Origin of the sequence: Pseudomonas sp. FP1154, assembly GCF_030687245.1 — a bacterium.
Classification (GTDB): domain Bacteria; phylum Pseudomonadota; class Gammaproteobacteria; order Pseudomonadales; family Pseudomonadaceae; genus Aquipseudomonas; species Aquipseudomonas rhizophila.
The window spans coordinates 3,617,396-3,639,043 of the sequence record NZ_CP117465.1 but is presented as its reverse complement, the minus strand read 5'-3'; the positions used below and the strand labels follow the sequence as shown (position 1 = coordinate 3,639,043).

20 protein-coding genes and 1 pseudogene are annotated in these 21,648 nt (G+C 60.0%); 13 read left to right on the top strand and 8 right to left on the bottom strand.

Annotated elements, in window-relative coordinates; genetic code table 11:
- Window positions 1–27: 27 nt before the first annotated feature.
- Window positions 28–1,071 (bottom strand): LacI family DNA-binding transcriptional regulator, encoded by a 1,044-nt coding sequence (locus tag PSH91_RS16250; RefSeq protein ID WP_305466202.1) that lies wholly within the window; start codon window positions 1,069–1,071, stop codon window positions 28–30.
- Window positions 1,072–1,233: 162 nt separating this feature from the next.
- Here PSH91_RS16250 and PSH91_RS16245 point away from each other — a divergent pair, with 162 nt between their 5' ends.
- From PSH91_RS16245 to PSH91_RS16230, 4 genes are read left to right on the top strand one after another with little or no spacing between them, the layout of a single operon-like run.
- Complete coding sequence (locus PSH91_RS16245; protein WP_305466200.1) at window positions 1,234–2,322, top strand: fatty acid desaturase family protein; 1,089 nt, start codon at window positions 1,234–1,236, stop codon at window positions 2,320–2,322.
- Between the two features lie 36 nt (window positions 2,323–2,358).
- Entirely contained in the window at window positions 2,359–2,679 is a 321-nt protein-coding gene (locus tag PSH91_RS16240) for a MocE family 2Fe-2S type ferredoxin (protein ID WP_047229685.1), read from the top strand.
- An 18-nt stretch (window positions 2,680–2,697) separates the two neighbouring features.
- The gene (locus PSH91_RS16235; RefSeq protein ID WP_305466198.1) at window positions 2,698–3,930 is read left to right on the top strand and encodes an NAD(P)/FAD-dependent oxidoreductase; all 1,233 of its coding nucleotides are present in this window, start codon (window positions 2,698–2,700) and stop codon (window positions 3,928–3,930) included.
- 1 nt (window position 3,931) lies between these two features.
- Entirely contained in the window at window positions 3,932–4,798 is an 867-nt protein-coding gene (locus tag PSH91_RS16230; RefSeq protein ID WP_305466197.1) for a sugar phosphate isomerase/epimerase, read from the top strand.
- On the opposite strand, the gene PSH91_RS16225 is transcribed toward PSH91_RS16230, so the two are convergent.
- Both PSH91_RS16225 and PSH91_RS16220 read right to left on the bottom strand, forming a co-directional pair.
- Complete coding sequence (locus PSH91_RS16225; RefSeq protein WP_305466196.1) at window positions 4,781–6,472, bottom strand: thiamine pyrophosphate-binding protein; 1,692 nt, start codon at window positions 6,470–6,472, stop codon at window positions 4,781–4,783. The genes PSH91_RS16230 and PSH91_RS16225 overlap by 18 nt on opposite strands.
- 29 nt (window positions 6,473–6,501) lie before the next feature.
- Complete coding sequence (locus tag PSH91_RS16220) at window positions 6,502–7,254, bottom strand: hypothetical protein (protein WP_305466195.1); 753 nt, start codon at window positions 7,252–7,254, stop codon at window positions 6,502–6,504.
- Window positions 7,255–7,681: 427 nt separating this feature from the next.
- Between PSH91_RS16220 and PSH91_RS16215 the strand changes: the two genes are divergently transcribed.
- The 4 genes from PSH91_RS16215 to PSH91_RS16200 are packed head-to-tail and all read left to right on the top strand — an operon-like array spanning window position 7,682 to window position 11,993.
- A complete protein-coding gene (locus PSH91_RS16215; protein ID WP_188251089.1) occupies window positions 7,682–8,539 on the top strand; it encodes a sugar phosphate isomerase/epimerase in 858 nt (285 codons plus the stop codon).
- Window positions 8,532–9,581 (top strand): isopenicillin N synthase family oxygenase, encoded by a 1,050-nt coding sequence (locus PSH91_RS16210; protein WP_047229680.1) that lies wholly within the window; start codon window positions 8,532–8,534, stop codon window positions 9,579–9,581. The genes PSH91_RS16215 and PSH91_RS16210 overlap by 8 nt, the downstream gene beginning before the upstream one ends.
- Before the next feature lie 23 nt (window positions 9,582–9,604).
- The gene (locus tag PSH91_RS16205; protein WP_139049724.1) at window positions 9,605–10,402 is read left to right on the top strand and encodes a transporter substrate-binding domain-containing protein; all 798 of its coding nucleotides are present in this window, start codon (window positions 9,605–9,607) and stop codon (window positions 10,400–10,402) included.
- Between the two features lie 49 nt (window positions 10,403–10,451).
- Window positions 10,452–11,993 (top strand): amino acid ABC transporter permease/ATP-binding protein, encoded by a 1,542-nt coding sequence (locus tag PSH91_RS16200; protein WP_139049725.1) that lies wholly within the window; start codon window positions 10,452–10,454, stop codon window positions 11,991–11,993.
- A 177-nt stretch (window positions 11,994–12,170) separates the two neighbouring features.
- Here PSH91_RS16200 and PSH91_RS16195 read toward each other — a convergent pair whose 3' ends face one another.
- Window positions 12,171–12,869: an SDR family oxidoreductase gene (locus PSH91_RS16195; RefSeq protein WP_047229677.1), complete on the bottom strand. Its 699-nt coding sequence runs from the start codon at window positions 12,867–12,869 to the stop codon at window positions 12,171–12,173.
- Between the two features lie 63 nt (window positions 12,870–12,932).
- Window positions 12,933–14,144, bottom strand: coding sequence for a multidrug effflux MFS transporter (locus tag PSH91_RS16190; RefSeq protein ID WP_305466191.1), 1,212 nt, complete (start codon window positions 14,142–14,144; stop codon window positions 12,933–12,935).
- Window positions 14,145–14,258: 114 nt separating this feature from the next.
- On the opposite strand from PSH91_RS16190, the pseudogene PSH91_RS26805 reads away from it, so the two are divergent.
- Both PSH91_RS26805 and PSH91_RS26800 read left to right on the top strand, forming a co-directional pair.
- A pseudogene (locus PSH91_RS26805) lies at window positions 14,259–14,420 on the top strand (hypothetical protein); the annotation flags it as partial.
- A 633-nt stretch (window positions 14,421–15,053) separates the two neighbouring features.
- Window positions 15,054–15,419 (top strand): MarR family transcriptional regulator, encoded by a 366-nt coding sequence (locus PSH91_RS26800; RefSeq protein WP_178129686.1) that lies wholly within the window; start codon window positions 15,054–15,056, stop codon window positions 15,417–15,419.
- A gap of 202 nt (window positions 15,420–15,621) precedes the next feature.
- Here PSH91_RS26800 and PSH91_RS16180 read toward each other — a convergent pair whose 3' ends face one another.
- Together PSH91_RS16180 and PSH91_RS16175 are read right to left on the bottom strand one after the other, a co-directional pair.
- Window positions 15,622–16,626 carry an aldo/keto reductase gene (locus PSH91_RS16180; protein WP_305466188.1) on the bottom strand — a complete coding sequence of 335 codons (1,005 nt, stop codon included), beginning with the start codon at window positions 16,624–16,626 and terminating at the stop codon, window positions 15,622–15,624.
- Window positions 16,627–16,887: 261 nt separating this feature from the next.
- A complete protein-coding gene (locus tag PSH91_RS16175; RefSeq protein WP_305466187.1) occupies window positions 16,888–17,448 on the bottom strand; it encodes a PaaI family thioesterase in 561 nt (186 codons plus the stop codon).
- 62 nt (window positions 17,449–17,510) lie between these two features.
- Here PSH91_RS16175 and PSH91_RS16170 point away from each other — a divergent pair, with 62 nt between their 5' ends.
- Window positions 17,511–17,963 (top strand): MarR family winged helix-turn-helix transcriptional regulator, encoded by a 453-nt coding sequence (locus tag PSH91_RS16170; RefSeq protein ID WP_047229673.1) that lies wholly within the window; start codon window positions 17,511–17,513, stop codon window positions 17,961–17,963.
- 35 nt (window positions 17,964–17,998) lie between these two features.
- On the opposite strand, the gene PSH91_RS16165 is transcribed toward PSH91_RS16170, so the two are convergent.
- Window positions 17,999–18,991, bottom strand: coding sequence for a GntR family transcriptional regulator (locus PSH91_RS16165; RefSeq protein ID WP_370695201.1), 993 nt, complete (start codon window positions 18,989–18,991; stop codon window positions 17,999–18,001).
- Between the two features lie 343 nt (window positions 18,992–19,334).
- On the opposite strand from PSH91_RS16165, the gene PSH91_RS16160 reads away from it, so the two are divergent.
- Window positions 19,335–20,726: an amidase gene (locus PSH91_RS16160; RefSeq protein WP_305466184.1), complete on the top strand. Its 1,392-nt coding sequence runs from the start codon at window positions 19,335–19,337 to the stop codon at window positions 20,724–20,726.
- A 26-nt stretch (window positions 20,727–20,752) separates the two neighbouring features.
- Complete coding sequence (locus PSH91_RS16155; protein WP_047229670.1) at window positions 20,753–21,631, top strand: polysaccharide deacetylase; 879 nt, start codon at window positions 20,753–20,755, stop codon at window positions 21,629–21,631.
- Window positions 21,632–21,648 lie beyond the last annotated feature (17 nt).

The window sequence follows — 21,648 nt, the reverse complement described above, 5'->3', positions numbered from 1 at the left end:
GCAGGTTGTACCGCCAGCCCATCAGCTTTAGGTATTTTCCGATGTCACAATCTGCAGCGGAATATGCACCCGGTGACGCACAGGATCGAACTGCTGCGCAGTCTGCAATTCCACCAACAGATTCACCAGCGCCGTTGCGGTCTGGCGCGGCTGAGAGTCGATCACCACGTCGACCAAACCCTGAGCCAGGGCTTGGCGTGACAGCTCGGTGGACTCCTGCAAAATGCAGCACAGCGTCGGGCGCTTGGGCAGTTGCGCCAACGCGTTGATGATCCCGTCGCCACCGCCGCCTACCACGCATAACCCGCGCAAATCGCTATGCCGAACCAGCAGGTCGAGGGTTGCTTCCTCGGTGATGTCGCAGTTATCCAGATTGATCAGCGGCTCCAGCGGGCGCAACCCAGGTGCGTGTTCGGCCAAGTAACTGTGCAAGCCTTCGACCCGCTCCTGGTGGCCAAGAAAGCGATGGCCACCGAGCAGAATGCCGATGCTGCCTTTGCGCGCGCCACAGGTGCGGGCCAGCAGCCACCCCATCGTGCGCCCGACTACTTGATTGTCCTGGCCGACATAGGGCTCGGCCGCCGCCTCATGAATGCCCGACAGCAGTGCCACCACGGGCACTCCGGCCCCGCGAATCTGGGCAAGGGCGGCGTTGATCAGCGGGTGGGCGAAGCTGACCACCGCCAGGCCGTCGCATTGCACTGCCAACTGTTCGATCTGGGCAATGATGGCGCTGGGGGTGCGATCAAAAACGTATTCGAATTGGCAGGTCAGGTTGGCTCCGGCCTGGCGCTGCGCGGCCTCGGTGATGGCTTGGGCCAGGTTGGCGTAGAACGCCTGGGCGGTGCCCAGCAGCAGGATGCCGAAACGGTACGTGGGGCGACGTTCGAGAATGCGTTGGCCGATCAGCCGCGCGGCAAAATAACCCACGGCTTCGGCGGCCTGAAGCACCTGTTCGGCAGTGGCTGGATTAACCGGGGCGCGAGCGTTGAGCACGCGGTCGACGGTGGCGACACTTAAGCCTGCGTGTTCGGCGACCGTGGCGATGGTGGGGCGTTTATTGTTATTCATGATGAACCTTCAAAGCGTCTTGATAGAAAACTATCAAGCCCCGCAGGAGCTGGATGATAGCTTGATAGGGAATGTATTCAAGCCCTTGAGGGGGGCTTCCACGCTCTCTATATTTTCTTACGCAAAGCACCTGACATCTCACGCTTGCGGAGAACAATAACAATGTCTCAAGACAACACCGCCTCTACTCGGGACTATCGCCTGACCGGCCCTGAAGCCGCACGCGCGGCTGAAAAAGGCCTTGTATCGGCCAGTTGGTACCAGTCGCCCATCTCCCGTCAACGCATGAAGCAACTGATGCAGCGCCGCGACGGTCCGGCCTTGCTCGACACCGCCATCTGGCTGCTGGCCCTGCTGACCACCGGCTTCGGCGGCTACTGGTTCTGGGGCACTTGGGCTTGTGTGCCGTTTTTTCTAGCGTATGGCGTTCTGTACGCCACCGCCTCCAACCCGCGCTGGCATGAAACCGGCCACGGCACAGCTTTCAAGACTCACTGGATGAATGATGCGCTCTACCAGGTGGCGAGCTTCATGTGCATGTTCGAGCCCCATGTGTGGCGCTGGAGCCATGCCCGGCACCATACCGACACCATCGTCGTCGGCCGCGATCCGGAAATCGTCGAACCGCGTCCACCGAGCTTGTTCATGATGCTGCTGAGCCTGTTCCAGATCCCGTTGCTGCTGAAGACGATGGGGGGCGTGTGCCGGCACGCGGTTGGCAAAATGGATGCGCAGGAACAGACGTTCATTCCTGAGTCCGAATGGTCCAAGGTGTTCCTGGCGGCCCGTATCTGGCTCGTGATTTACGCGGTTATCTTTGGCGCGGCGCTTTACCTGCACAGCTGGTTGCCGCTGATGTATATCGGCCTGCCCATCCTGTATGGCGGCTGGTTGTCCTACCTGTTTGGCCTCACCCAACATGTAGGCCTGGCGGAAGACGTGCTGGACCACCGCAGCAACTGCCGCACCATCTATATGAACCGGGTACTGCGCTTTCTGTACATGAACATGAATTATCACCTTGAGCACCACATGTACCCGATGGTGCCGTACCACGCCCTGGCGCAACTCCATGAAGAGATCCGCCACGACTGCCCGCCGCCTTACGCCAACATAGGTGAGGCCTTCAAGGAAATCATTCCGACCCTCTTGAAGCAGCGCAAGGACCCGACGTATTTCGTGCGCCGCCCCGTCGGTAGCTCAAGGCCTGCCACCGACGCTCATCCACAGGCTGAAGCCACCCTGGGCTGACACCCTCCGGCTGTATCCCGAACAAGAGAAAACGCCATGAACGATCAATGGATCGATGTATGCGCCGTGGGCGAAATCAATGAAGAAGACGTCATTCGCTTCGACCACGGTCCGCATACCTATGCCATCTACCGCTCTGCTGACAACGAGTTTTTTGCCACCGCTGGCCTGTGTACTCACGAGTCGATCCACCTGGCTGACGGCCTGGTGATGGACCACGTCATCGAGTGCCCCAAGCACAACGGGCGCTTTGACTATCGCACCGGCAAAGCCTTGGGGGCGCCAGTGTGCGTCAACCTCAAGACCTTTCCGGTACGGGTCGACGCGGGGCGAGTTCTGCTCGCCATTTCGGCTTGACCGCCAGGAGTGCACGCCATGAGTGCTCCACTGATTATCGTCGGCGCCGGCCATGCCGGTGGCCGCGCGGCGCTGACCTTGCGCGAGCAGGGTTATACCGGTCGGCTGATCCTGATCGGCGATGAACTCCATTTGCCGTACGAGCGTCCTCCGCTGTCCAAGGGCTTGCTGCACGGCACGATGGAGCTGGACGATTGCCGCCTGTGGAGGGATAGCCGGCTCACTGAACTGAACATCGAACACCTGGCGGGCAACCCGGTAAAAAGCCTGGATCCGCAGCACCACCGCCTGCAATTGACCGACGGACGTTGGTTGCCCTACAGCCGATTACTGTTGGCGACCGGGGGCAGAGCGCGTCGCTTGTCCCTGGTGCCTGAACCTCTGGCCAACGTGCTTTACCTGCGCACCCATGACGACGCCCTGGCCCTGCGCAGCGCATTGATACCCGGCACGCGCCTGGTGATCATCGGCGGTGGCTTTATCGGCCTCGAAGTCGCGGCAACGGCCCGAACCTTAGGCTGTCAGGTGACGTTGCTGGAAGCCGGGCCACGACTGGCCGGGCGAGTCTTGCCTGAAGCTGTGTCCCAGGCCTTGTTGGAATTGCATCGGCAACAGGGCGTAGACGTGCGGCTGAACGTAGCGCTTGAAAGGGTACAAGGCATCGAACGCGCTGAGGCGGTGCAACTGGTGGACGGCCAGGTGTTGCCCTGTGACTGGGTGGTAGTCGGTATCGGCATGCAACCCAACATCGAATTGGCCGCGGCGGCGGGGCTGGAAGTGGGCCAGGGGATTCGAGTCGATGCCCAGTTGCGCACCAGTGCACCAGACATCTTTGCTGCCGGCGATGTGTGTGAGTTTCGCCTGCACGCCGATGCGTTATTCCAGCGCCAGGAAACCTGGCGCAATGCCGAGACCCAGGGCCGTCACGCGGCATTGAATCTGTTGGGCGGCGAGCTGCCGTTCGAGGGTGTTCCCGGCTTCTGGTCTGATCAGTACGACTGGGGCTTACAGACGGTGGGCGTGATCCCACCGACGCCACCTTCGGCTGTTCGCACCTTGGCAGGCGGTGGTCTGCTGCTGTTCTACCTGGACACCGAGCAACGTCTGCAAGGCGCTTGCGGCTGGGGGCAGGGCAACAGCGTTGCCAAGGACATCAAGTTGTGTGAACGGCTGATTGCCAACCTGACTCCACTCTCTGTGGACGCATTGGCCGACGCCGATGTCTCGCTCAAACATCTGCTAAGGCCCTGACATGCGTGAATTCCTGGTATTTCAGTCCCTGTGGGCCATGCAAGATCACCGTGGTCAATGCGATCTTTGCCTGGAGGCGCAGGTGGAGAAGATTGCCGCTGCTGGCTTCGATGGGGTCACCGACCATTTCTGGGTCGCGCCACAGGCCGAACGTCTGCATGCCGCTGCCAAGGCGCAAGGCCTGCAAATCGAAGGTCAACTGTTCCCCCGCACCGTGAATGACTTGGCGCAAGCACTTGAGGTGGCCTCCCGTTACGGCTGCCACCACCTCACGCTGCAAGCCGACGTCCGGCCGCGCACGCTGGCACAGGCGATCACCCTGATCGAAGGCTGGCAGCGTCTGGCCGAGCAGGTGGACTTTCCGATCCTGCTGGAAACCCACCGCTATCGTCTCACCAGTGACCTGTTGTTCACCCTCGACTTGCTCGCGCAGATGCCCGACCTCAAGTTGTTGGCTGACTTGTCCCATTACGTCGTGGGCCGCGAATTGCCTGAGCCGGCCGCGGCCGAAGACGACGAACAGATTCACACCATCCTACGACACAGTTGGGGGTTTCACGGGCGAGTCGCTAATAGTGAGCAGGTCCAGGTGCCCTTGACCTTTGCCCAGCATCGCCCCTGGTTGGACCGGTTTCTGGGCTGGTGGCGCTACGGAATCAAGGATTGGCTCGCGCGACCGAACACACCCACGAGCCTGTCCTTCACCTGTGAACTTGGCCCGCCACCCTATGCGATCACAGGGAGTGATGGGCGCGACATAACGGATCGCTGGAGCGAGGCGCTGCTGCTGAAGGAACTGGTGCGGGGTGTTTGGGGTGAGTGTCAGCAGGGACCAGGTGCGCCCATTCCTTCAGGGCATGATCGGTAGTTCAATGAGATTCGGGCAGCCTGAGCGAATACCTTCTTCGACAGCTCCTGCAATATCGCCGGCGCGCTCGATCCTGCGGGAAGGGATCCCCATGGAAGAGGCGAGGGCCAGGAAATCGATCGCCGGGTCGCAGAGGTCCATGCCGATGAACCGGTGAGTGCTTGCACTCAGATAGTGCGCCTGGCTACGAGCGTAACTCTTCAAAATATTGTATTCGCCGTTGTTCATGACAACGAACGTGATCGGCAGCCGTTCATGCGCCGCCGTCCAGAGTGCTTGCGGTGAGTACATTGCCGAGCCATCACCGACCAGACAGACTACCGGGCTGCGGTCCAGGCCAAGCGACGTACCGACAGCCGCCGGCATGCCCCAGCCCAGGATGGCGCTGCGGGTAAAAAGATACTGGCGGGCCGAATGGGAGTCCAGGCAGGCACGGACATGAGGAATCGTAGCAGGTGCTTCGTCGACGATCCAGGCGTCCGGCCCGATTGCCCGGATAGCCTCGTGGGCAGCCACGAAAGGCGTTGTCACCGGCGTGTTGAATTCGCGACTGACGCGAGCGACGACGTCGGCACGACGTGTATCGCGTTCTTGGCCTGCGACGTTTCGCAGCGTTGCGATTGCCTCGCTGTGTGGGACCAATTTCTTGTCCAGTATCGGCAACAGCGTTTGCAAGGAGAGTCTTAAATCTCCGATCAGCCCTAGCGCTGTCTCGTGGACTCTGCCTAATTGGTGTCCATCGCCGGTCAATTGGATAAGGCGACAGTGAGATGGAATAGCGGGGCCCTGGGAATATTGATAGCTGATCAACGAATGGCCGCCGAGCAGGAAGACTGCGTCGAAGTCAGAGAGCGTCTCTCTGATATCGGAAGCCTTCGCAGGCAGCGTTCCCCGCCACTGCGGATGAGCCGTCGGAAACGGAATATGCCCGGGCCAGGATGGCCCGTAGACCGGCGCGCCGAGTGCTTCGGCGAGCTTCACGGCTTCAACTTCCGCGCTCGACTGGAACACTTCCTCTCCAACGATAATCGCCAGACAACCGGGGGTAATTGCCGCTAAGGCAGCGGCCAATTCCTCAATCGCCCCGGTCACGGCACCGCGCTCGATTCGCGATGGCGGGCCGGCCGTTACATCCGTGTGTTGCTCCATCACGTTTATCGGCAGGGAAAGGAAAACCGGGCCGGCCGGCCCCGTGCGACAGTCTTGAAACGCACGACGCAGCAGCATCGGGATGTGTTCGAGATGATGAATTTCTTCCGCCCATTTGACGCTCGGTCGGGCGAGAGCGACGAGGTCTCCGTGGAGCAGCGGGTCGGTCACGCCATGTCGCGTATCTTGTTGGCCCGCCGTGACGACAAGCGGCGTATTCGCCATCTTCGCGTTGAGAATTGCGCCCATTGCATTGCCGAGTCCACCGGCCGTATGGAGGTTGACGAAGCCGGGGCGACCGGATGCCTGCGCATAACCGTCGGCCATCGCTACGACTGAGGCCTCTTGGAGGCCGAGGATGTATTGGATGTCTGAGGCGCCTGAGAGGGCGTCGAGCAAAGGCAGTTCGGTTGTTCCCGGATTGCCGAAGACGTAACGTACCCCCTCGCTGCGAAGCACTTCTACGAACAGGTCCGCGCCGCGTTGCCCGCGGCTGTTGAAAAAAACATTGGATCCTGAAGGCATGGCGCAGAACCTCATCTGATCTGGAAGCTTTAATTTAGCTGGCTTGCTGTGGCGACGGTTAGCTGGCTCCGGACCGAACCGTTACCCGTGGCCTTCAAAATCGCATTGCACAAGGCCCGGGCGACAGGTGCGTAACTGGTCTGGCTGGGCTGGCCGGCTTCGGGAGCCCCGGTGGGTTTGATCAGGTGCACCGCGATCTGTCCTGGCAGCCATGAGACGAGTGGCCAACGGGTGCGATAGGCAGGTTTAGCCCGGGTATCTCCGAGGGTCGGCTCAAAATCGCAGGATGTCACGAACGCTATCCCTATCAGGCAAGCGCCTTCGAGCTGCGAGCGCACGCGACCAGGATTTTTCAAGAAACCCAAGTCCGCGACAACGACCGCGTCATGAATGATCAAGCGGCCTTCGTCGCTCACTTCGATATCGAGAACGACCGCCATGCAGGTCTGCGCGTCATAGTGGGCAGCGATGCCTTGCGCCCGACCATGTCTTGGGGGCTTGCCCCAATGAGCTTTCTTTGCCGCTTCGGTGATGACGCTCTGCATTCGATGGCCGTCGACGCTTGATGAGTGCCGAGTGCCATCGTTCACCGTCGATGCCGGATCAATCAGCGAAAGCAGATAGTCCCTGTGATCCAGCTTGCAGGTTCGCACCTGCGCGGCCATGAATCGCTGTTCGGCGAACAGGCGGAGCAACAGGCCTTTTCTGTCCAGATTGCTGTCGAGCGTCGATTGCCAAGTAAATGGATCAAGAGCACTAGCGTGCGCATCAGGATGGCTCATTGCGTTTCTCCTTCCGGCGGATGGCAAGAGGTCCAGCTAAAGCGATGTGTCCTTGGTGCCTGTAACGCTGGCACCGTAGGGCAGTCATTGGGGGTACTTTAGGGGCAAGGATCTGACGTCAGAGTGACCGGAGGCTGACAGGAACATGTCAGGCGTTGGGCTGGTCGGCTTTGGTCCAGGCGTCGTTAGGAAACGCACGATAGACGTGCACCGGCGTCCCGGGTTCACGCACCAGGTCGATGTTAGTTCATGGATTTCTGAACTAACTATTTGCTACAGCCTATTCAATCATTTGTCACGATGGCCTTAGGATCCTCCCCACGGGACCGCCGCCATCAGAGCAGCGGCCCGCAGCAGCCCCTTTTCGACTGCCCAGCAACGCCACCAGCCCAATCCGCCAGTGGCCCGACGCAGTCGAGAGGAATGCATGAAGCTAGAGATTTTCCGTACTTTATGGGGCTATACCGCCGGCCATTCATCCGCCCTGGATGAACTGCTCGCCGCCGGTTTTGATGGGATCGAAGCACGCCTGCCACTGCCGGCCAATGAGCGTGGCGAGTTCGGCGCTTTCCTGCGTAGCAATCACGTCCCCTACATTTGCACCCTGTTCAGTGCTTACGATGTCTTGCCTGATCAGCGCGCCACGCCTGCCCAGCACTTGGTCGACATCGATCGTAAGCTCGGCTGGGCCTCGGAGCTGACACCCCGTTTCGTCAATCTGCTTGCAGGCAATGATCGCTGGCCTCTGGCGCAGCAGGTCGAGTTCTTCGGTCAGGCCCTGGAGCTGGCCGCCAGGCATGGGGTGTTCTGCAGTTTCGAGACTCACCGCGCCCGCTCCCTGTATAGCCCTTGGGTGACTCTGGAACTGATTCGCCAACTGCCGGAACTGCGTTTCACCAGTGACATCAGCCATTGGGTGGTGTGCTGTGAGCGGTTACTGGACGACCCGGCCGACGATCTGTCGTCCTTCGTCGAGCGCGTTCATCACATTCAAGCTCGGGTCGGTTATGACCAGGGCCCGCAAGTTCCCCATCCCGCCGCCCCGGAATATGCCCGTGAACTGGTGTTTCACCAGCGCCACTGGGAGGCGGTCTGGGCTTCTCAATTTCAGCGCGGCTATGCAGTCAGCACCCTGACCCCGGAGTTCGGTGCCGACGGGTATCTGCATCACTTGCCCTTCACCAACATGCCAGTGGCCGATCTCTGGACCTTGAACCAGTGGATGGCGCGAACCGAGCGCGAACACTTCAACCGTTTTACCTGTGAAGGAGCCCACCATGAATAAGACTTCGCTGACCCAGGCCAACTTCAATCGCATTCCGGTGGTGAACATCGCCGGCCTCTTCAGTATCGAACTGGAGCATCGCCTTGCCGTGGCCGAGCAACTGGGTCGTGCCGCCAGCGATGTGGGGTTTCTGTACATCACCGGACACGGTATTGATCCGGCACTGATCGAGGGTCTGCGCCAGGCGAGCGAGGATTATTTCGCGCAGCCCCTGGAGACCAAGATGCGCCATTACATTGGTGCCTCGGAAAGCCACAAGGGCTTCGTGCCCGAAGGTGAGGAGGTGTACTCCAAGGGCAAGCCGGACCACAAAGAGGCCTTCGACATCGGTTTCGAAGTGCCGGTGGACGATCCGCTATTCCTGAGTCGAACGCCGCTGCTGGGCCCGAACCACTGGCCCGACGTGCCGGGTTTTCAGGCTGCAGTACAAAATTACTATCAGGCCGTGTTTGCCCTGGGCCGCCGACTGTTCGATGGCTTCGCCCTGGCCCTGGGCCTGGAAGAGGGCTACTTCGACGCACTGGTCACCCGGCCGCCTTCCAAGCTGCGGCTGATCCATTACCCCTTCGACGCCACTGCTGTGGATGCTCCCGGCATCGGCGCGCATACCGACTACGAGTGCTTCACCATCCTGCACGCCGATCAGCCGGGGTTGGAGGTGTTAAACGACCAGGATCAGTGGATCGATGCACCGCCAATGCCCGATGCGTTTGTGGTGAACATCGGCGACATGCTGGAAGTCATGACCGCTGGGACCTTTGTGGCCACCGCTCACCGAGTGCGCAAGGTGGCTCAGGAGCGCTATAGCTTCCCGCTGTTTTACGCCTGCGACTACCACACGCTGATCAAGCCGTTGCCGGCATTCATCAATGACGCTCAGGTCTACGAGGCGTTGACGATTGGTGAACACATGTGGAGTCAAGCCCTGCAGACCTATCAATACCTGCGCAAACGCGTCGAGAACGGCGAGCTTGAACTGCCGTCCCGAGCCCGCAAGCCATCGAGCTTCGGTCGCCTGAAAAACACTGCCACTCATTCCTAAAAAAACCAACGGAGCTTCCCAACATGAAAACCCCCTACGCCTTGACCCGACTGAGTCTGCTCGCCGCTAGTCTGTTCTGTGCCAGTGCCGCCTTCGCCAGCACCGCGACCCCGGGTGTATTGAAGGTCGGTATGGAAATCACCTACCCACCGTTCGAGTCCTATGACGCCAACAAGAATGTGGTCGGCTCCGACCCGGAGTTGGCCCATTCCCTGGCCAAGGCAATGGGCGTCAAGGCCAACTTCGTCGATACCAAGTTTCCCAATCTGCTCAATGGCCTCAACGCCGGGCACTACGACGCAATCATCTCCGGCATGTACATCACCCCGGAGCGCCAGGCCCAGGCCCGGACCATTGCTTATGCCAACACCGGCGCGGCGATCATGGTGCCCAAGGGCAGTGAGTTGAACCCGCAGGTTCCTGAAGACCTGTGTGGCCTGAAAGTCGGGCTGGAGCAGGGCACCACCTGGGTCGGCAAGTTCCGTCAGTTGTCCAGCGACTACTGCGTCCCGAACAACAAGGGTGCCATCACCGTCAGTGAGTTTCCCTCGGCACCCGAGGTGACGCAGGCGCTGCTGTCAAAGAACATCCAGGCTCAAGTGGAAATTGCCGGCGCCGCGCACATGATCGCTCAGCGTACCAACGGCCGTGTGATCGTCAGCTCGCAGAAGTTGGTTTACCCGCAAACTTTGGGCATCTACGTTAAGAAAGACGCCGACGCGACCTATCAAGCGCTGGTCAAGGCGTTGGCTGAGAGTAAGGCCAACGGCGAGTACGCCGCCATTCTCAAGGCGTATGACCTGGAACCAGTCTCTGAGTAATGCCTGAAATCGCGCCCTCGATCGGGGGCGCGGCTTGCGCGAGGTGTCTATGCAATTCGATTGGGCTTACTTTTTTTCGCTGTTCTCCATGGCTGACTTCTGGGCGGCGAGCCTGACCGTCATCGAACTGAGCACCCTGGCCTGGTTTCTGGGCATGCTGCTGGGTTTCGTCCTGGCATCGGCCAAACTGTCGAGCGTGCGCTGGCTGCGCATACCCGCATCACTCTACATCTGGTTCTTTCGCAGCATTCCGCTGCTGGTGCTGGTGGTCTTCGTCTACAACCTGCCGCAGTTGCTGCCCGGTGCCGGGCCGGTGCTGTCGGTGCCATTTTATTCCGGCCTGTTGGCGCTGGTGGTCACTGAGGCCGCCTACATGGCAGAAATTCATCGTGGCGGGCTGATTTCGATCGCCAAAGGCCAGAAGGAAGCGGGCCGTGCCCTGGGACTCGGGCTGCTTGGCGTGCAACGGCTGATCGTTATTCCTCAAGCGTTTCGTATCTCACTGCCGACGTTGATTAACGAATACATCACGGTGGTCAAACTGACCTCGTTGATCTCGGTGATTTCACTGACCGAACTGCTGACTGTCGGCCAGCGCCTGTATGCCCAGAACTTCCTGGTTATGGAGACCCTGGCGGCTGTGGGCGTGTACTACGTGCTGATCGTTACAGTGTTTGGCTTTGCCTTGCAGCGTCTGGAACGTTACCTGGACCTGAACCTGCGTACACCGCAAACCCTGGAGAGCGCCTCGACACAAGTGCTGCGTGACAGTCTGGCACCTAGGGTATCGAGCAAGGTCAGCCTCCCAGCCAAAGGTGCGGCCCCGGCCCTGCACCTGCAGGACGTGCACAAACGCTACGGCGATCATCATGTGCTCAAAGGTATCGACCTGAAGGTGCAAAGCGGCCAGGTGATTTCCATCATCGGCCCGTCCGGCTCCGGCAAGACCTCGTTGATCCGCACCATTAATGGCCTGGAACGCATCGATCAGGGTGAAATCCTGTTGTTCGGGGAGGGCTTCATTAATGCCGAGGACAAACCGGATGGCTCTCGGGTTCGTCAGGGCGTGCAGCGCATCGGCATGGTGTTCCAGAACTTCAACCTGTTTCCGCACCGGACACTGTTGGACAACATCAGCCTCGCCCCTCGTTATCATGGCGTCAGCCGCACACTGAGCGAGCAACGGGCCTGCCAGTTGCTCGACAAGGTCGGCCTGCTGGCCCACGTTCACAAATATCCGCATCAACTGTCTGGCGGCCAGCAACAACGTGTGGCGATCGCCCGGGCCATGGCCATGGACCCGGACATCCTGCTGTTTGACGAACCGACCTCGGCGCTGGACCCGGAACTGGTCGGCGAGGTACTTACGGTGATCGCCGACCTGGCTCGCGAAGGCATGACCCTGCTGATTGTCACTCACGAAATGGAATTTGCCCTGTCGATCTCTGACCGGGTGATTTTCATGGAAAACGGCAACGTGCAGCTGGATGCCTCGCCACAGGCAATCCGCGAAGGGCATGGCGCCCAACGGGTGCGACGGTTTATCGGGTTGGAAGAATCAGAGGAGGAGCGTTGCCTGTTGATGAGCTGAATTGAGCGCGTTTGGTCGCATGATCCGCTTTATGCCGTGGGCTTTTGACCGTCCCATGGGGGTGTTTGGCCTGCCGGTGCAAGTTCATTGCGGTCGTGGCTGCCAATGCGATAAGGAGATTGCAAAGCCCAGATGAGCCGGCGATGAAAGCTGCCGGCTCTTTTGGGTCACTCGGTTTTACGATATCGGTCGCAGGTAGATACCGTTGCTCAGATTTTGCTTGAGCTGCTGGCTCGTCTCGTCCGCCAACACTTCCGGCTGGTCGTTGGCAACGCCATCCAGTGCGCGCTGGACCACATCGTGAGGGTTTGCCTTTGGCACGCCTTCGATACCGCGCGTCATGTCGGTGTCCACGAACGCAACATGCACGCCCACGACCAGGGTGCCCTGACTTGCCAATCGCAGGCGCAGGCCATTGGTAAGCGACCAGGCCGCCGCTTTGCTTGCCGAATAGGTAACGGTGGTGGGCAGGTTGATCCAGCTCAGGGCCGAGTGCATGTTGACGATTGCACCACCGCCGTTGGCGGCCAGGATCGGTGCGAAAGCCAGGCTGATGGCGAGCGGGGCGACCGCGTTGGTCTCGAACTCGTGGCGAAGGGTTTCCAGGCTGATGCTATCATGCGCTTCGCCGCTGATGCCGGCGTTGTTGATTAGCAGCGTGAGGTCGTGTGCCTGTTCAGTCGCCGCCGCGATATCTTCGGGACGGGTCACGTCGAGTTTGATTGGCACCACGTTGGCCTGGGCTTCGAGAGTGGCGGGGTCACGTGCCGCGGCATAGACCTTCGCGGCACCCGCCGCGAGCAGTGCTTGCACGAAGGCCTTGCCCAACCCACGGTTGGCGCCGGTCACCAGCGCCACGCTACCTTTGATCTGCATGTTGATTCTCCAGTTGTTGGTCATGACGCAAACAAGAAACGACGCCTCAGCGCTTTAGCGTGTTTATTTCGCGAGACTGCCCCGTAGAAGGAACAGCGCCAGTGCGATCAGGCAGGCTGTCGTCTGGACACCGCCCAGTGCTGTAACCGGTGCAAGCGTCAGCACCGAGACCAGCCAGGTTGTCAGTGCAGCCGCCCCCATGGAAACAAAGCCCAACAGGGCGGAAGCCATCCCGGCTTCCTTACCAAAAGGTCCCATGGTGATGGCCGTGCCCAGCGGATTGGCCAGGCCCATGCCCCAAAGAAACGTGACCATTGAAAGGGCATACCACCCAAGGCTCGGATCGGCCGGGCCTGCGAGCAGGAGCCCTCCGCCCGCCATGGCACAGGCAATGCCCAGCGTGGTAATGAGTCTTGGGCCGTAGCGGTGCGCCAGGCGCGGGGCCGCCATGCCGGCTGCGAACACAACGAACACCGTGCAAGCGAAGTACAGGCCGGTCTGCAACGACGTCAGGCCGATCCCTTTCATCAGAATAGCGGGGGCGGCGGCGAACGATGCGAACAGTCCGCTCATCAGCAGGCTCATCGAAAGGGCAGGCAGGATGAAGCGCTTATCCAGCGTCAACCGCCGATACGCGAGCACCACGCTCTTGGCTGAATGCGGCGCGCGGCGGTCGGCGGGATGGGTCTCGCCAAGGCCGCGAACGTAGAAGAAGGCGAGCGCAACGGCGGCCAGCCCTACCAGGATAAAAATCGCCCGCCATCCAAGCGTGACCGACAGCAGGCTACCCGCCAGTGGTGAAAAACCTGGCGCAGCGGCGGTGGCAATCATGGTCAGCGACAACGCGCGAGCGAGTGCTTCTCCCTCAAACAGATCCCGTGCAATTGCGCGCGACAGCACTGAGGCGGCACACACGCCCAATGCCTGGATGACGCGTCCTGCAATCAGCGTATCGAGGGTGTTGGCAAGGCCTGCGATGACGGTGCCCACCACGAAGATCGCGAGTCCGCCCAGCACCAGCTTCTGGCGCCCGTAGCGGTCAGCCAGCGGCCCGACCACCAACTGGCCCAGTGCGAAGGTGATGAAGAAGCTGGACAGCGTCAGGCCAAGCGCGCGGGCGTCCACTCCCAGGTCTTCACCGATGACGGGGAATGCCGGGAGGATGATGTTGGTGGAGAGCATACCGATAGCAGCCAGGCCAGCGAGCAGTGCCACGATTTTTCCGGTCAATGGCTGGATGGCCTGGACGGGGGCATTCACAAAAGTTGTCGTCATGGATTTACATCCCTTGGCGCTTATGGAAGCGGTAGTCGTGGAATTGGCCGTCAGGCGGAAGTCGGCCCGCACTCTGGCTACGGCGTATGATGGTTGTCATATTTTTAGCCAAGCATGATGATCATCATGTTATTCGTCAAGCATAAATATCGAGGTCCACCGATGAGATATCCTGCAAGCCAGACTGCAGAACGGCGCGAGAAAATCCTTGAGGAGGCCTCCCGGTTGTTTCGCGGCAAGGGCATCGCAGGGGCGAGCATTGCGCAGGTCATGAAGGCATCGGGCCTGACTCATGGCGCGTTCTATGGGCACTTCGATTCGAAGGATGCGCTGGCTTGTGCCAGCCTTGAACATGCGATGGACCAGTTGGCGCTACGGCTGCGCGACACTGTCTCCAGCAGCGATACGCCCAAGCAAGCCTTTCTGGACAGGTACCTGAGTCAGGGTCACCGCGACCACCCGGAAGCAGGCTGCGCAATGCCTGCGTTGGCCATTGATGTCGCACGGGAACCGGGGATGCGGCGTTCGTTCACGGGCCGGGTCGCCGGAATGATCGAGTCGTTCAGCGCCAGTCTTCCCTGGCGGCGTGACCGATCCAGGGAAGACCAGGCGATCGGTTTCATGTCGGCGATAGTCGGCGCCATGGTGCTCGCCCGAGCGGTCGACGATCAACCGCTGTCCGACCGCATTCTTCAAGCGACACGTGACGAACTGCTTGCGGGTGAGCAGGCTGGGGCAGCAGCACAGGCCTTGGACAATATCCCCGACATCAGCCGACCCGTAGCCCGGAAAATATCTAGTGAGCTAGATAATGTTGAGCTACAAAAGCGAGTTCTTGCCAAAAAGGCTGTCGTGCAGCGGGAAGTCGGAACCCAACTGTCCTTTGCTCTGTACGGTGCCGCCAATCGGATGATTCGCCTGCACAAACCCTTGCTGGAGCCCCTTGGGCTGACGTTCCCCCAGTACCTGGTCATGCTGGAACTGTTCACGGACGCGCCCAGGACCGTGGGCGATCTGGGCGCTGCACTTGGGATGGATACCGGGACGATCACGCCCTTGCTCAAGCGTCTTGAAGTGTCGGGCATGGTGACTCGAGCCCGCGACAAAAGCGACGAACGCCGCGTGCTGATTGCGCTTACCGACGCTGGGGAATGCCTGCGCGAAGAGCTTTGGGCCGTCACGGACAAGATCAAGACCGCCTGTCAACTGACTGAGGATGGGTTGGAAGCTCTTCGCGGCACGCTTAAGGCTTTTGCGCGTCCCGCTGGCGAATGAGGGCAGCCCTCCGAAGATAGACTGGCAAGTGCAGTATCGATGTACCAGCGCCATCGTCGCTGCCGGTTGCCTGGAAGATGTGACCCTCAAGATAAGCCCTCCTGAATCCACCACCTGATTGCGCATGCTGCCACGCCCTCAGCGTGGCCGCCTTCGCGATGGGAGTGTCGCTCGCGCACACCAGCACAGCGCCAAGGCAGGACTATGCCACGATCCGATCCGCGCTCTCGGCCCAGGGGATTACCGTCCGCGCTGGAGTTGAGGGTGTCAGGATGCTTGCGGTATCGAGGCGACTGATGTGCTCGGAAGAAAGCTCAAGCGACAGCGCACCGAGGTTGTCGGTGAGCTGAGTCATTGAGCGTGGTCCGATGATCGGCACTGCCCCGTGGGTGCCTGCCCAGGCAATGGCGACCTGACCTGCACTGGCGCCGATCTCGCCCGCGATGGCAATGACGGTGTCGAGGATTTTTGTACGCTGCGCCGAATTCTCCGGCTGGAACACCCGGCCGCCCAAACCTTCGGCGCGACCTTTCTCCCCTTGGCGGTACTTGCCCGTCAGCATGCCGCCGCCCAGCGGCGACCAAGTGACGATACCAAGGCCCAGCGCGTGCGATGCCGGGAACAGGTCGGCTTCGGGCTCGCGATGAACCAGACTGTGCTGGAACTGCGCAGCCGCGATGGGAATGGTACGAGTAAGTTCGGCCAAGGTCACTGTGCGGGAGAGTCGCCAGGCGGCGAAGTTCGAGAGGCCCGCATAGAGGATCTTGCCCGCGCGAGCCAAGTCCTCGAAGCCACGGACGATTTCCTCGGCCGGCGTGACGCCATCGGGATGATGCACCCAGTAAATGTCAATCCGATCCGTCTTGAGTCGCTTCAGGCTCGCTTCCACGGAGGCGATCATGGCCCTGCGGCTGTTGCCGGTGACCAGCCGATTGGCATTCGGCTGCGCGCCGCTGCTGTACTTCGTCGCAATGACGAAATCTTCGCGCCGCCCCTCCAGCAGGATGCCGATCTGTTCCTCCGATTGTCCGAACTGGTAGACATCCGCTGTATCGATGAAATTGCCTCCAGCCTCGGCATAGGCGTTGAAGATCGCTTTGCTGGTATCGGGATCGGCGCCATGGCCCCAACCCGTGCCAAAGTTGCCCGTGCCGAGCGCCACCTGCGAAACCCGCAGGCCGGTTTTGCCAAAGGATGTGTATTTCATGACTTTCTCCATTGATCCAGGAGCGATGATATTGCCGCTGTTGGACGACTCGGAACCACGAGGTTGCCTACGAAAATCTGCACGACTTGCCCGTCCTGATTCAGCGCGTCTTGCGCATCTTGATCGGCCCTTGCTCCGGTCTTGATCTCGACGGGCACACCTTCAGGATTTTGCTTTCCACACTCAGTTCATCGCAGGGGTGTCTTTCTGCGATGCGCCATGCGTGCCGATCGGGGCCGGACCGCAGCGCAGAGAACAATGTCAGGCTTGCTCATGTGGACTCCTCGGAGAAGGGGCAGGGAAATCGAAGATCAAGCATGTCGTAGTGGCGTGCGCGTACAGCTTGCCGTCTGGGCCAACGATTCGGCCTTCGGCAGTGGCAATCCGACTTCCTGCATGGATCAACTTCCCCTCTGCGCGTACTAGCGGTACCGCGTCGGTCAAGGCGCGGACCATGTTGACTTTCAGCTCCAGCGTAGTGAAGCCCTTACCCGCGGGTAAGGTCGAATGCACGGCGCAACCTACCGCCGAATCGAGCAGCGTGGAAAACCAACCGCCGTGCACGGTTCCCAGCGGGTTGTAGTGCCTTCGTTGCGGTCGACCTTGGAAGATCGCTGTGCCTGGTTCCATGTGAATGGGCAGGAAATCGAGCGTATCGCCGATTGGGGCGGGCGGGAGTTCCCCAGCAAAAATTGCCTCGAACAACTCCATGCCTGTCAGGCTGGTGATCTGTTTCTGCGTCGCGGTGTGGGAGGTGTTCCAACGGGCACGAATCGCTTTTTCCTCTTCGTCCCACCGCGCAACGACCTGGTCAGCCTGCATCACGAACTCCTTCCTCATCCTCAATACTTGTATATGCAATACTTGTAGATACAATCTATAACATGAAAAATATGACCAAGCCACAGGGTTGCACCAATCTGAAGATTCGCCAGCTCAATCGCATGGTGACGCGTCACTACGATCGCTATATCGCCGAGTCCGGATTAAAAAACACGCAGTACTCATTGTTGTCACACGTCGTCAGACTGGGGCCCATTCGGCCGAGCGACCTGGCTCGGCGAATGCAAATGGAGGCTTCGACGTTGACACGGAATATGCAGCCACTGGTCGCTCAAGGCTGGTTGACGGTCGGGGCAGGTGGCGACGCGCGCAGCCGCCTTGTCCAAGTGACCGAGGCAGGACTGGAAAAGCAAGCCGAAGGGCGCCGCGCCTGGAAAGAGGCGCAATTGGCACTTAATGAGCGACTCGGCGTGCATCGCGTTGCGGCGCTCCATGAGTTGCTGGATGCATGCATCGAGTGCCTTGATGATGAGCCTGAAACGTGTACGGACTGACTGGTAGGCGATTGGCCGTTTCCCAGAAAACGCTTTCAGCTCAGTTTGGTCAGATATTCCGGCACCTGTTGCTCAGGTAGCACGGACAGAACTTTCAGCCGCTGCAACATGCGTTGGCGGGCGCGGTGGAGGTGTTCCTTGAGGTTCAGAGCTGCTGCGTCGAATGCGCCATGCAGTAGCAGCTCTAAAATCAAACGGTGCTCGGCCAGCATGGCTTCGTCGGGGCCGAGGCCCAACTGACTGTAAAAAATCCGACTGATGATCCTGGGACTCTGGGCCTGCCGGATCAGCGTAGCGATCTTGCGATTGTTTATTCCGGCGAGGCAGTGGTAATGCAGGTCTTCTTCAAGTTGCTCAATGCATGCCAGGCTGCAATGTGGGTTGCTCTGTGCCTCATTAACCCGAGCCAGCATCGCTTCAAGGGATTCGCGACTAAGCCCTGGTGCGCTCTGGCGTAACGCCTCAGGTTCAAGGCACGCGCGCAACTCGTAGTCTTCGGTGACCTCCCTGGCGGTGAGGGGGCCGGCTAGCCACTGGGAGTAGGGTTCCTTTTCCACCAGGCCGCGGTCACGCAGGCGCATCAATGCCTCGCGTATCACCGCCCGACTGACGCCGTAATGCTCGGCGGCCATTTGCTCGTCGAGTCGATAGTGTCCGAAAGCAATACAGGTCGATAAAGCCGAGCCAATCTCGTCGAACATCCGCTCGCCCAACGGCCGGGTATCGACCAGTTCTTCGCTGCTATCAAGGCCGAGTTGCTTGTGGGTAACGGCCAACCGCAGGGGCTCCACTTCCACCCCTTTCGGGTTGACCAGATAACCGCGGCCATCGAATCGACTGATCAAACCTTCCTTATGCAACAGGTCCAGCGCTTTGCGCACCGGTACGCGGCTGGTTCCGAACAGGTCGGCCAGAGGTGCTTCGAGCAGGACGAGCCCTTGAGCCACCTCCCCATCAACGATGGCGTCACGCAGGACCTGGCGGATCATGGCGTAGCGGGATGCAGTGCGGTAATCCTCGGCGGTCATCGATCTCATACGCTTCTCGAAAGGCGGGGGGAAGATTCTCGCACAAGTCTGTTGTCACCGTGGACCACGTCATTTGTGCGCGTTCGTAGGGCCGTTGTTACTGTTCTGCACCAAAACGGATATTTGTTAATTAATACATTATTGGTGTTGCTGCCTGGCCCTGCCTGGAAGGCTCCGCAAAATAGGAACATCAACCCGCTCGGAAAGGTGTCTAGTCCGAGTGATAGACGCAGGCCGCTTGCTCAGGTTTGCCGCTCTGGCATGCCTTCAGTATTCAGTTTGGCACGCTATCTGCTCTGTAAAACGTACATTTTAATAATGAATACGTTTATTGGTGAATCAGATGTCCTACTCCAGTCCTCGATTAGCCCTTGAAGCCGATGCTTTGGCGATGGCGGATGCATTCGCCTCGGGCAGCAGCGACCCGGTCAAGGCGTTGGAAGAAATGCTGGCCAGGGTGGCGGAAGTCGATGACGTGTTCATCTCTCTTTGTTCGGCGCGTGCCTTCCGCGAAGCCCACTCGTCAGCCGCACGCTGGAAGGCCGGACAGCCGGCAAGCGCACTGGACGGCGTTCCCATAGCTTGGAAAGACATGTTCGACGTCGCCGGCAGCCCAACTACCGCAGGCGCATCCGTACGCCGCGACATTTCGCCAGCGCTGCTCGACGCCAATGTCGTAGGTCTACTGGCGCGAGCCGGGATGGTCAGTGTCGGGAAAACAAATCTTAGCGAATTTGCTTACTCAGGCCTCGGACTCAATCCCCATTTTGGCACGCCGCATAATCCCGTAGGCCTCGACCAGCCACGCATTCCGGGCGGCTCGTCCTCAGGCTCAGCGGTCGCCGTCGCGGCGGGAATCGTGCCGATCGCCATGGGCACGGACACCGCTGGCTCCATCCGAATTCCAGCGGCCTTCAACGGCTTGGTGGGATTTCGAAGCAGTTGCAGACGCTACAGCCGTGAAGGCGTCTTCCCGCTCGCGCATACCCTCGACAGCGTGGGGCCTCTGACGCGCAGTGTGCGCGACGCCTTATCCATCGACGACATTCTGCTTGGGCGCGCCAAACCGACATCGCTTGTCCCCCGAGATTTGGCTGGGCAGCGATTCTGGGTCGATCAGGCAGTCATTGATGATGAGCGCATAGAGCCTGCGGTACGCGACAACCTGCTGCAATGCTTGATCGTGTTGAAAAATCACGGTGCGCTGATTGACCTGCGACCTTCGCCAGCCTTTCAGGCGGCACTTCAGCTCATTGAGCAACAAGGTTGGCTCGGTGCTTCTGAGGCTTTTGCCCTGCATCAGTCTCTGCTGGACAGCGATGCCGCCGCACGACTCGACCCCCGTGTGCGGCGCCGTCTGGAAGCGGCACGTGCATTCCCCGCCAGCCAGTTGGTCAACCTCTACGGGGCACGTAAACGCCTGCAGCAACAAATCACCGATGAACTTGATGGCGCGTTTTTGATTACCCCAAGCGTGGCCCATGTGGCGCCGCCGTTGGCGGCACTGGAAGCCGATGACGAGCTGTTCGCGCAGACCAACCTCGCTACGTTGCGCCTGACGATGCCCGGCAGTTTGCTGGATCTGCCGGGTGTGTCATTGCCCAGCGGTTGCGATGCGCTCGGTTTGCCCACCGGCATGCTGATAAGCGCGCCGCCGGGCGAAGACTCTCGATTGTTGCGAGCTGCGCTGGCAGTGGAAGCCGCGTTGCGCCACCACCAAAACACCCACGATTGATCTGATAAATCCGCAGGAGAACAATGATGGCTAAAGAAATTCTGTGCGCCTTCGGCGTCGACGTAGACGCCGTGGCAGGCTGGCTGGGCTCTTATGGTGGTGAGGACTCACCCGACGATATTTCCCGTGGTCTGTTCGCTGGCGAAATTGGTGCTCCGCGTTTGCTCAAATTGTTCGAGCGTTACGGCTTGCGTACCACTTGGTTTATCCCCGGCCACTCGATGGAAACCTTTCCCGAGCAGATGAAGGCGGTGGCCGACGCCGGCCATGAAATCGGCGTGCATGGCTACAGCCACGAAAACCCGATTGCGATGACCGCCGAGCAGGAAGAAATCGTGCTGGATAAGTCCATCGAGTTGATCACCCAGGTCACCGGCAAACGACCCACCGGCTACGTCGCGCCGTGGTGGGAATTCAGTAAGGTCACCAACGAGCTGCTGCTGAAAAAAGGCATCAAGTATGACCACAGCCTGATGCACAACGACTTCCACCCCTACTACGTGCGCAAGGGCGACAGCTGGACCAAGATCGACTACAGCCAGCACCCCGACACCTGGATGAAACCCCTGGTGCGCGGCGAAGAAACCGATCTGGTGGAGATTCCGGCCAACTGGTACCTCGACGATTTGCCGCCGATGATGTTCATCAAAAAGGCACCCAACAGTCACGGTTTCGTCAACCCGCGCCACCTCGAGGAAATGTGGCGCGACCAATTCGACTGGGTCTACCGCGAACACGAACACGCGGTGTTCACCATGACCATCCACCCCGACGTGTCCGGCCGCCCACAAGTGCTGCTGATGCTTGAGCGTCTGATCGAACACATCCAGAGCCATGCCGGCGTGCGCTTCGTCACTTTCGACGAAATCGCCGACGACTTTATCCGCCGCCAACCGCGTACCTGACACCCACCCATCCTTCG

Bases quoted from the DNA above. Each gene is read 5' to 3' on its own strand.
- PSH91_RS16240 (WP_047229685.1), top strand. From the start codon at position 2,359: ATGAACGATCAATGGATCGATGTATGCGCCGTGGGCGAAATCAATGAA.
- PSH91_RS16210 (WP_047229680.1), top strand. From the start codon at position 8,532: ATGAATAAGACTTCGCTGACCCAGGCCAACTTCAATCGCATTCCGGTG.
- PSH91_RS16180 (WP_305466188.1), bottom strand. From the start codon at position 16,626: ATGAAATACACATCCTTTGGCAAAACCGGCCTGCGGGTTTCGCAGGTG.
- PSH91_RS16230 (WP_305466197.1), top strand. From the start codon at position 3,932: ATGCGTGAATTCCTGGTATTTCAGTCCCTGTGGGCCATGCAAGATCAC.
- PSH91_RS16175 (WP_305466187.1), bottom strand. From the start codon at position 17,448: ATGCAGGCTGACCAGGTCGTTGCGCGGTGGGACGAAGAGGAAAAAGCG.
- PSH91_RS16205 (WP_139049724.1), top strand. From the start codon at position 9,605: ATGAAAACCCCCTACGCCTTGACCCGACTGAGTCTGCTCGCCGCTAGT.
- PSH91_RS16225 (WP_305466196.1), bottom strand. From the start codon at position 6,472: ATGCCTTCAGGATCCAATGTTTTTTTCAACAGCCGCGGGCAACGCGGC.
- PSH91_RS16195 (WP_047229677.1), bottom strand. From the start codon at position 12,869: ATGCAGATCAAAGGTAGCGTGGCGCTGGTGACCGGCGCCAACCGTGGG.
- PSH91_RS16220 (WP_305466195.1), bottom strand. From the start codon at position 7,254: ATGAGCCATCCTGATGCGCACGCTAGTGCTCTTGATCCATTTACTTGG.
- PSH91_RS16170 (WP_047229673.1), top strand. From the start codon at position 17,511: ATGAAAAATATGACCAAGCCACAGGGTTGCACCAATCTGAAGATTCGC.
- PSH91_RS16215 (WP_188251089.1), top strand. From the start codon at position 7,682: ATGAAGCTAGAGATTTTCCGTACTTTATGGGGCTATACCGCCGGCCAT.
- PSH91_RS16245 (WP_305466200.1), top strand. From the start codon at position 1,234: ATGTCTCAAGACAACACCGCCTCTACTCGGGACTATCGCCTGACCGGC.
- PSH91_RS16235 (WP_305466198.1), top strand. From the start codon at position 2,698: ATGAGTGCTCCACTGATTATCGTCGGCGCCGGCCATGCCGGTGGCCGC.
- PSH91_RS26800 (WP_178129686.1), top strand. From the start codon at position 15,054: ATGATTCGCCTGCACAAACCCTTGCTGGAGCCCCTTGGGCTGACGTTC.
- PSH91_RS16200 (WP_139049725.1), top strand. From the start codon at position 10,452: ATGCAATTCGATTGGGCTTACTTTTTTTCGCTGTTCTCCATGGCTGAC.
- PSH91_RS16155 (WP_047229670.1), top strand. From the start codon at position 20,753: ATGGCTAAAGAAATTCTGTGCGCCTTCGGCGTCGACGTAGACGCCGTG.
- PSH91_RS16250 (WP_305466202.1), bottom strand. From the start codon at position 1,071: ATGAATAACAATAAACGCCCCACCATCGCCACGGTCGCCGAACACGCA.
- PSH91_RS16160 (WP_305466184.1), top strand. From the start codon at position 19,335: ATGTCCTACTCCAGTCCTCGATTAGCCCTTGAAGCCGATGCTTTGGCG.
- PSH91_RS16165 (WP_370695201.1), bottom strand. From the start codon at position 18,991: ATGACCGCCGAGGATTACCGCACTGCATCCCGCTACGCCATGATCCGC.
- PSH91_RS16190 (WP_305466191.1), bottom strand. From the start codon at position 14,144: ATGACGACAACTTTTGTGAATGCCCCCGTCCAGGCCATCCAGCCATTG.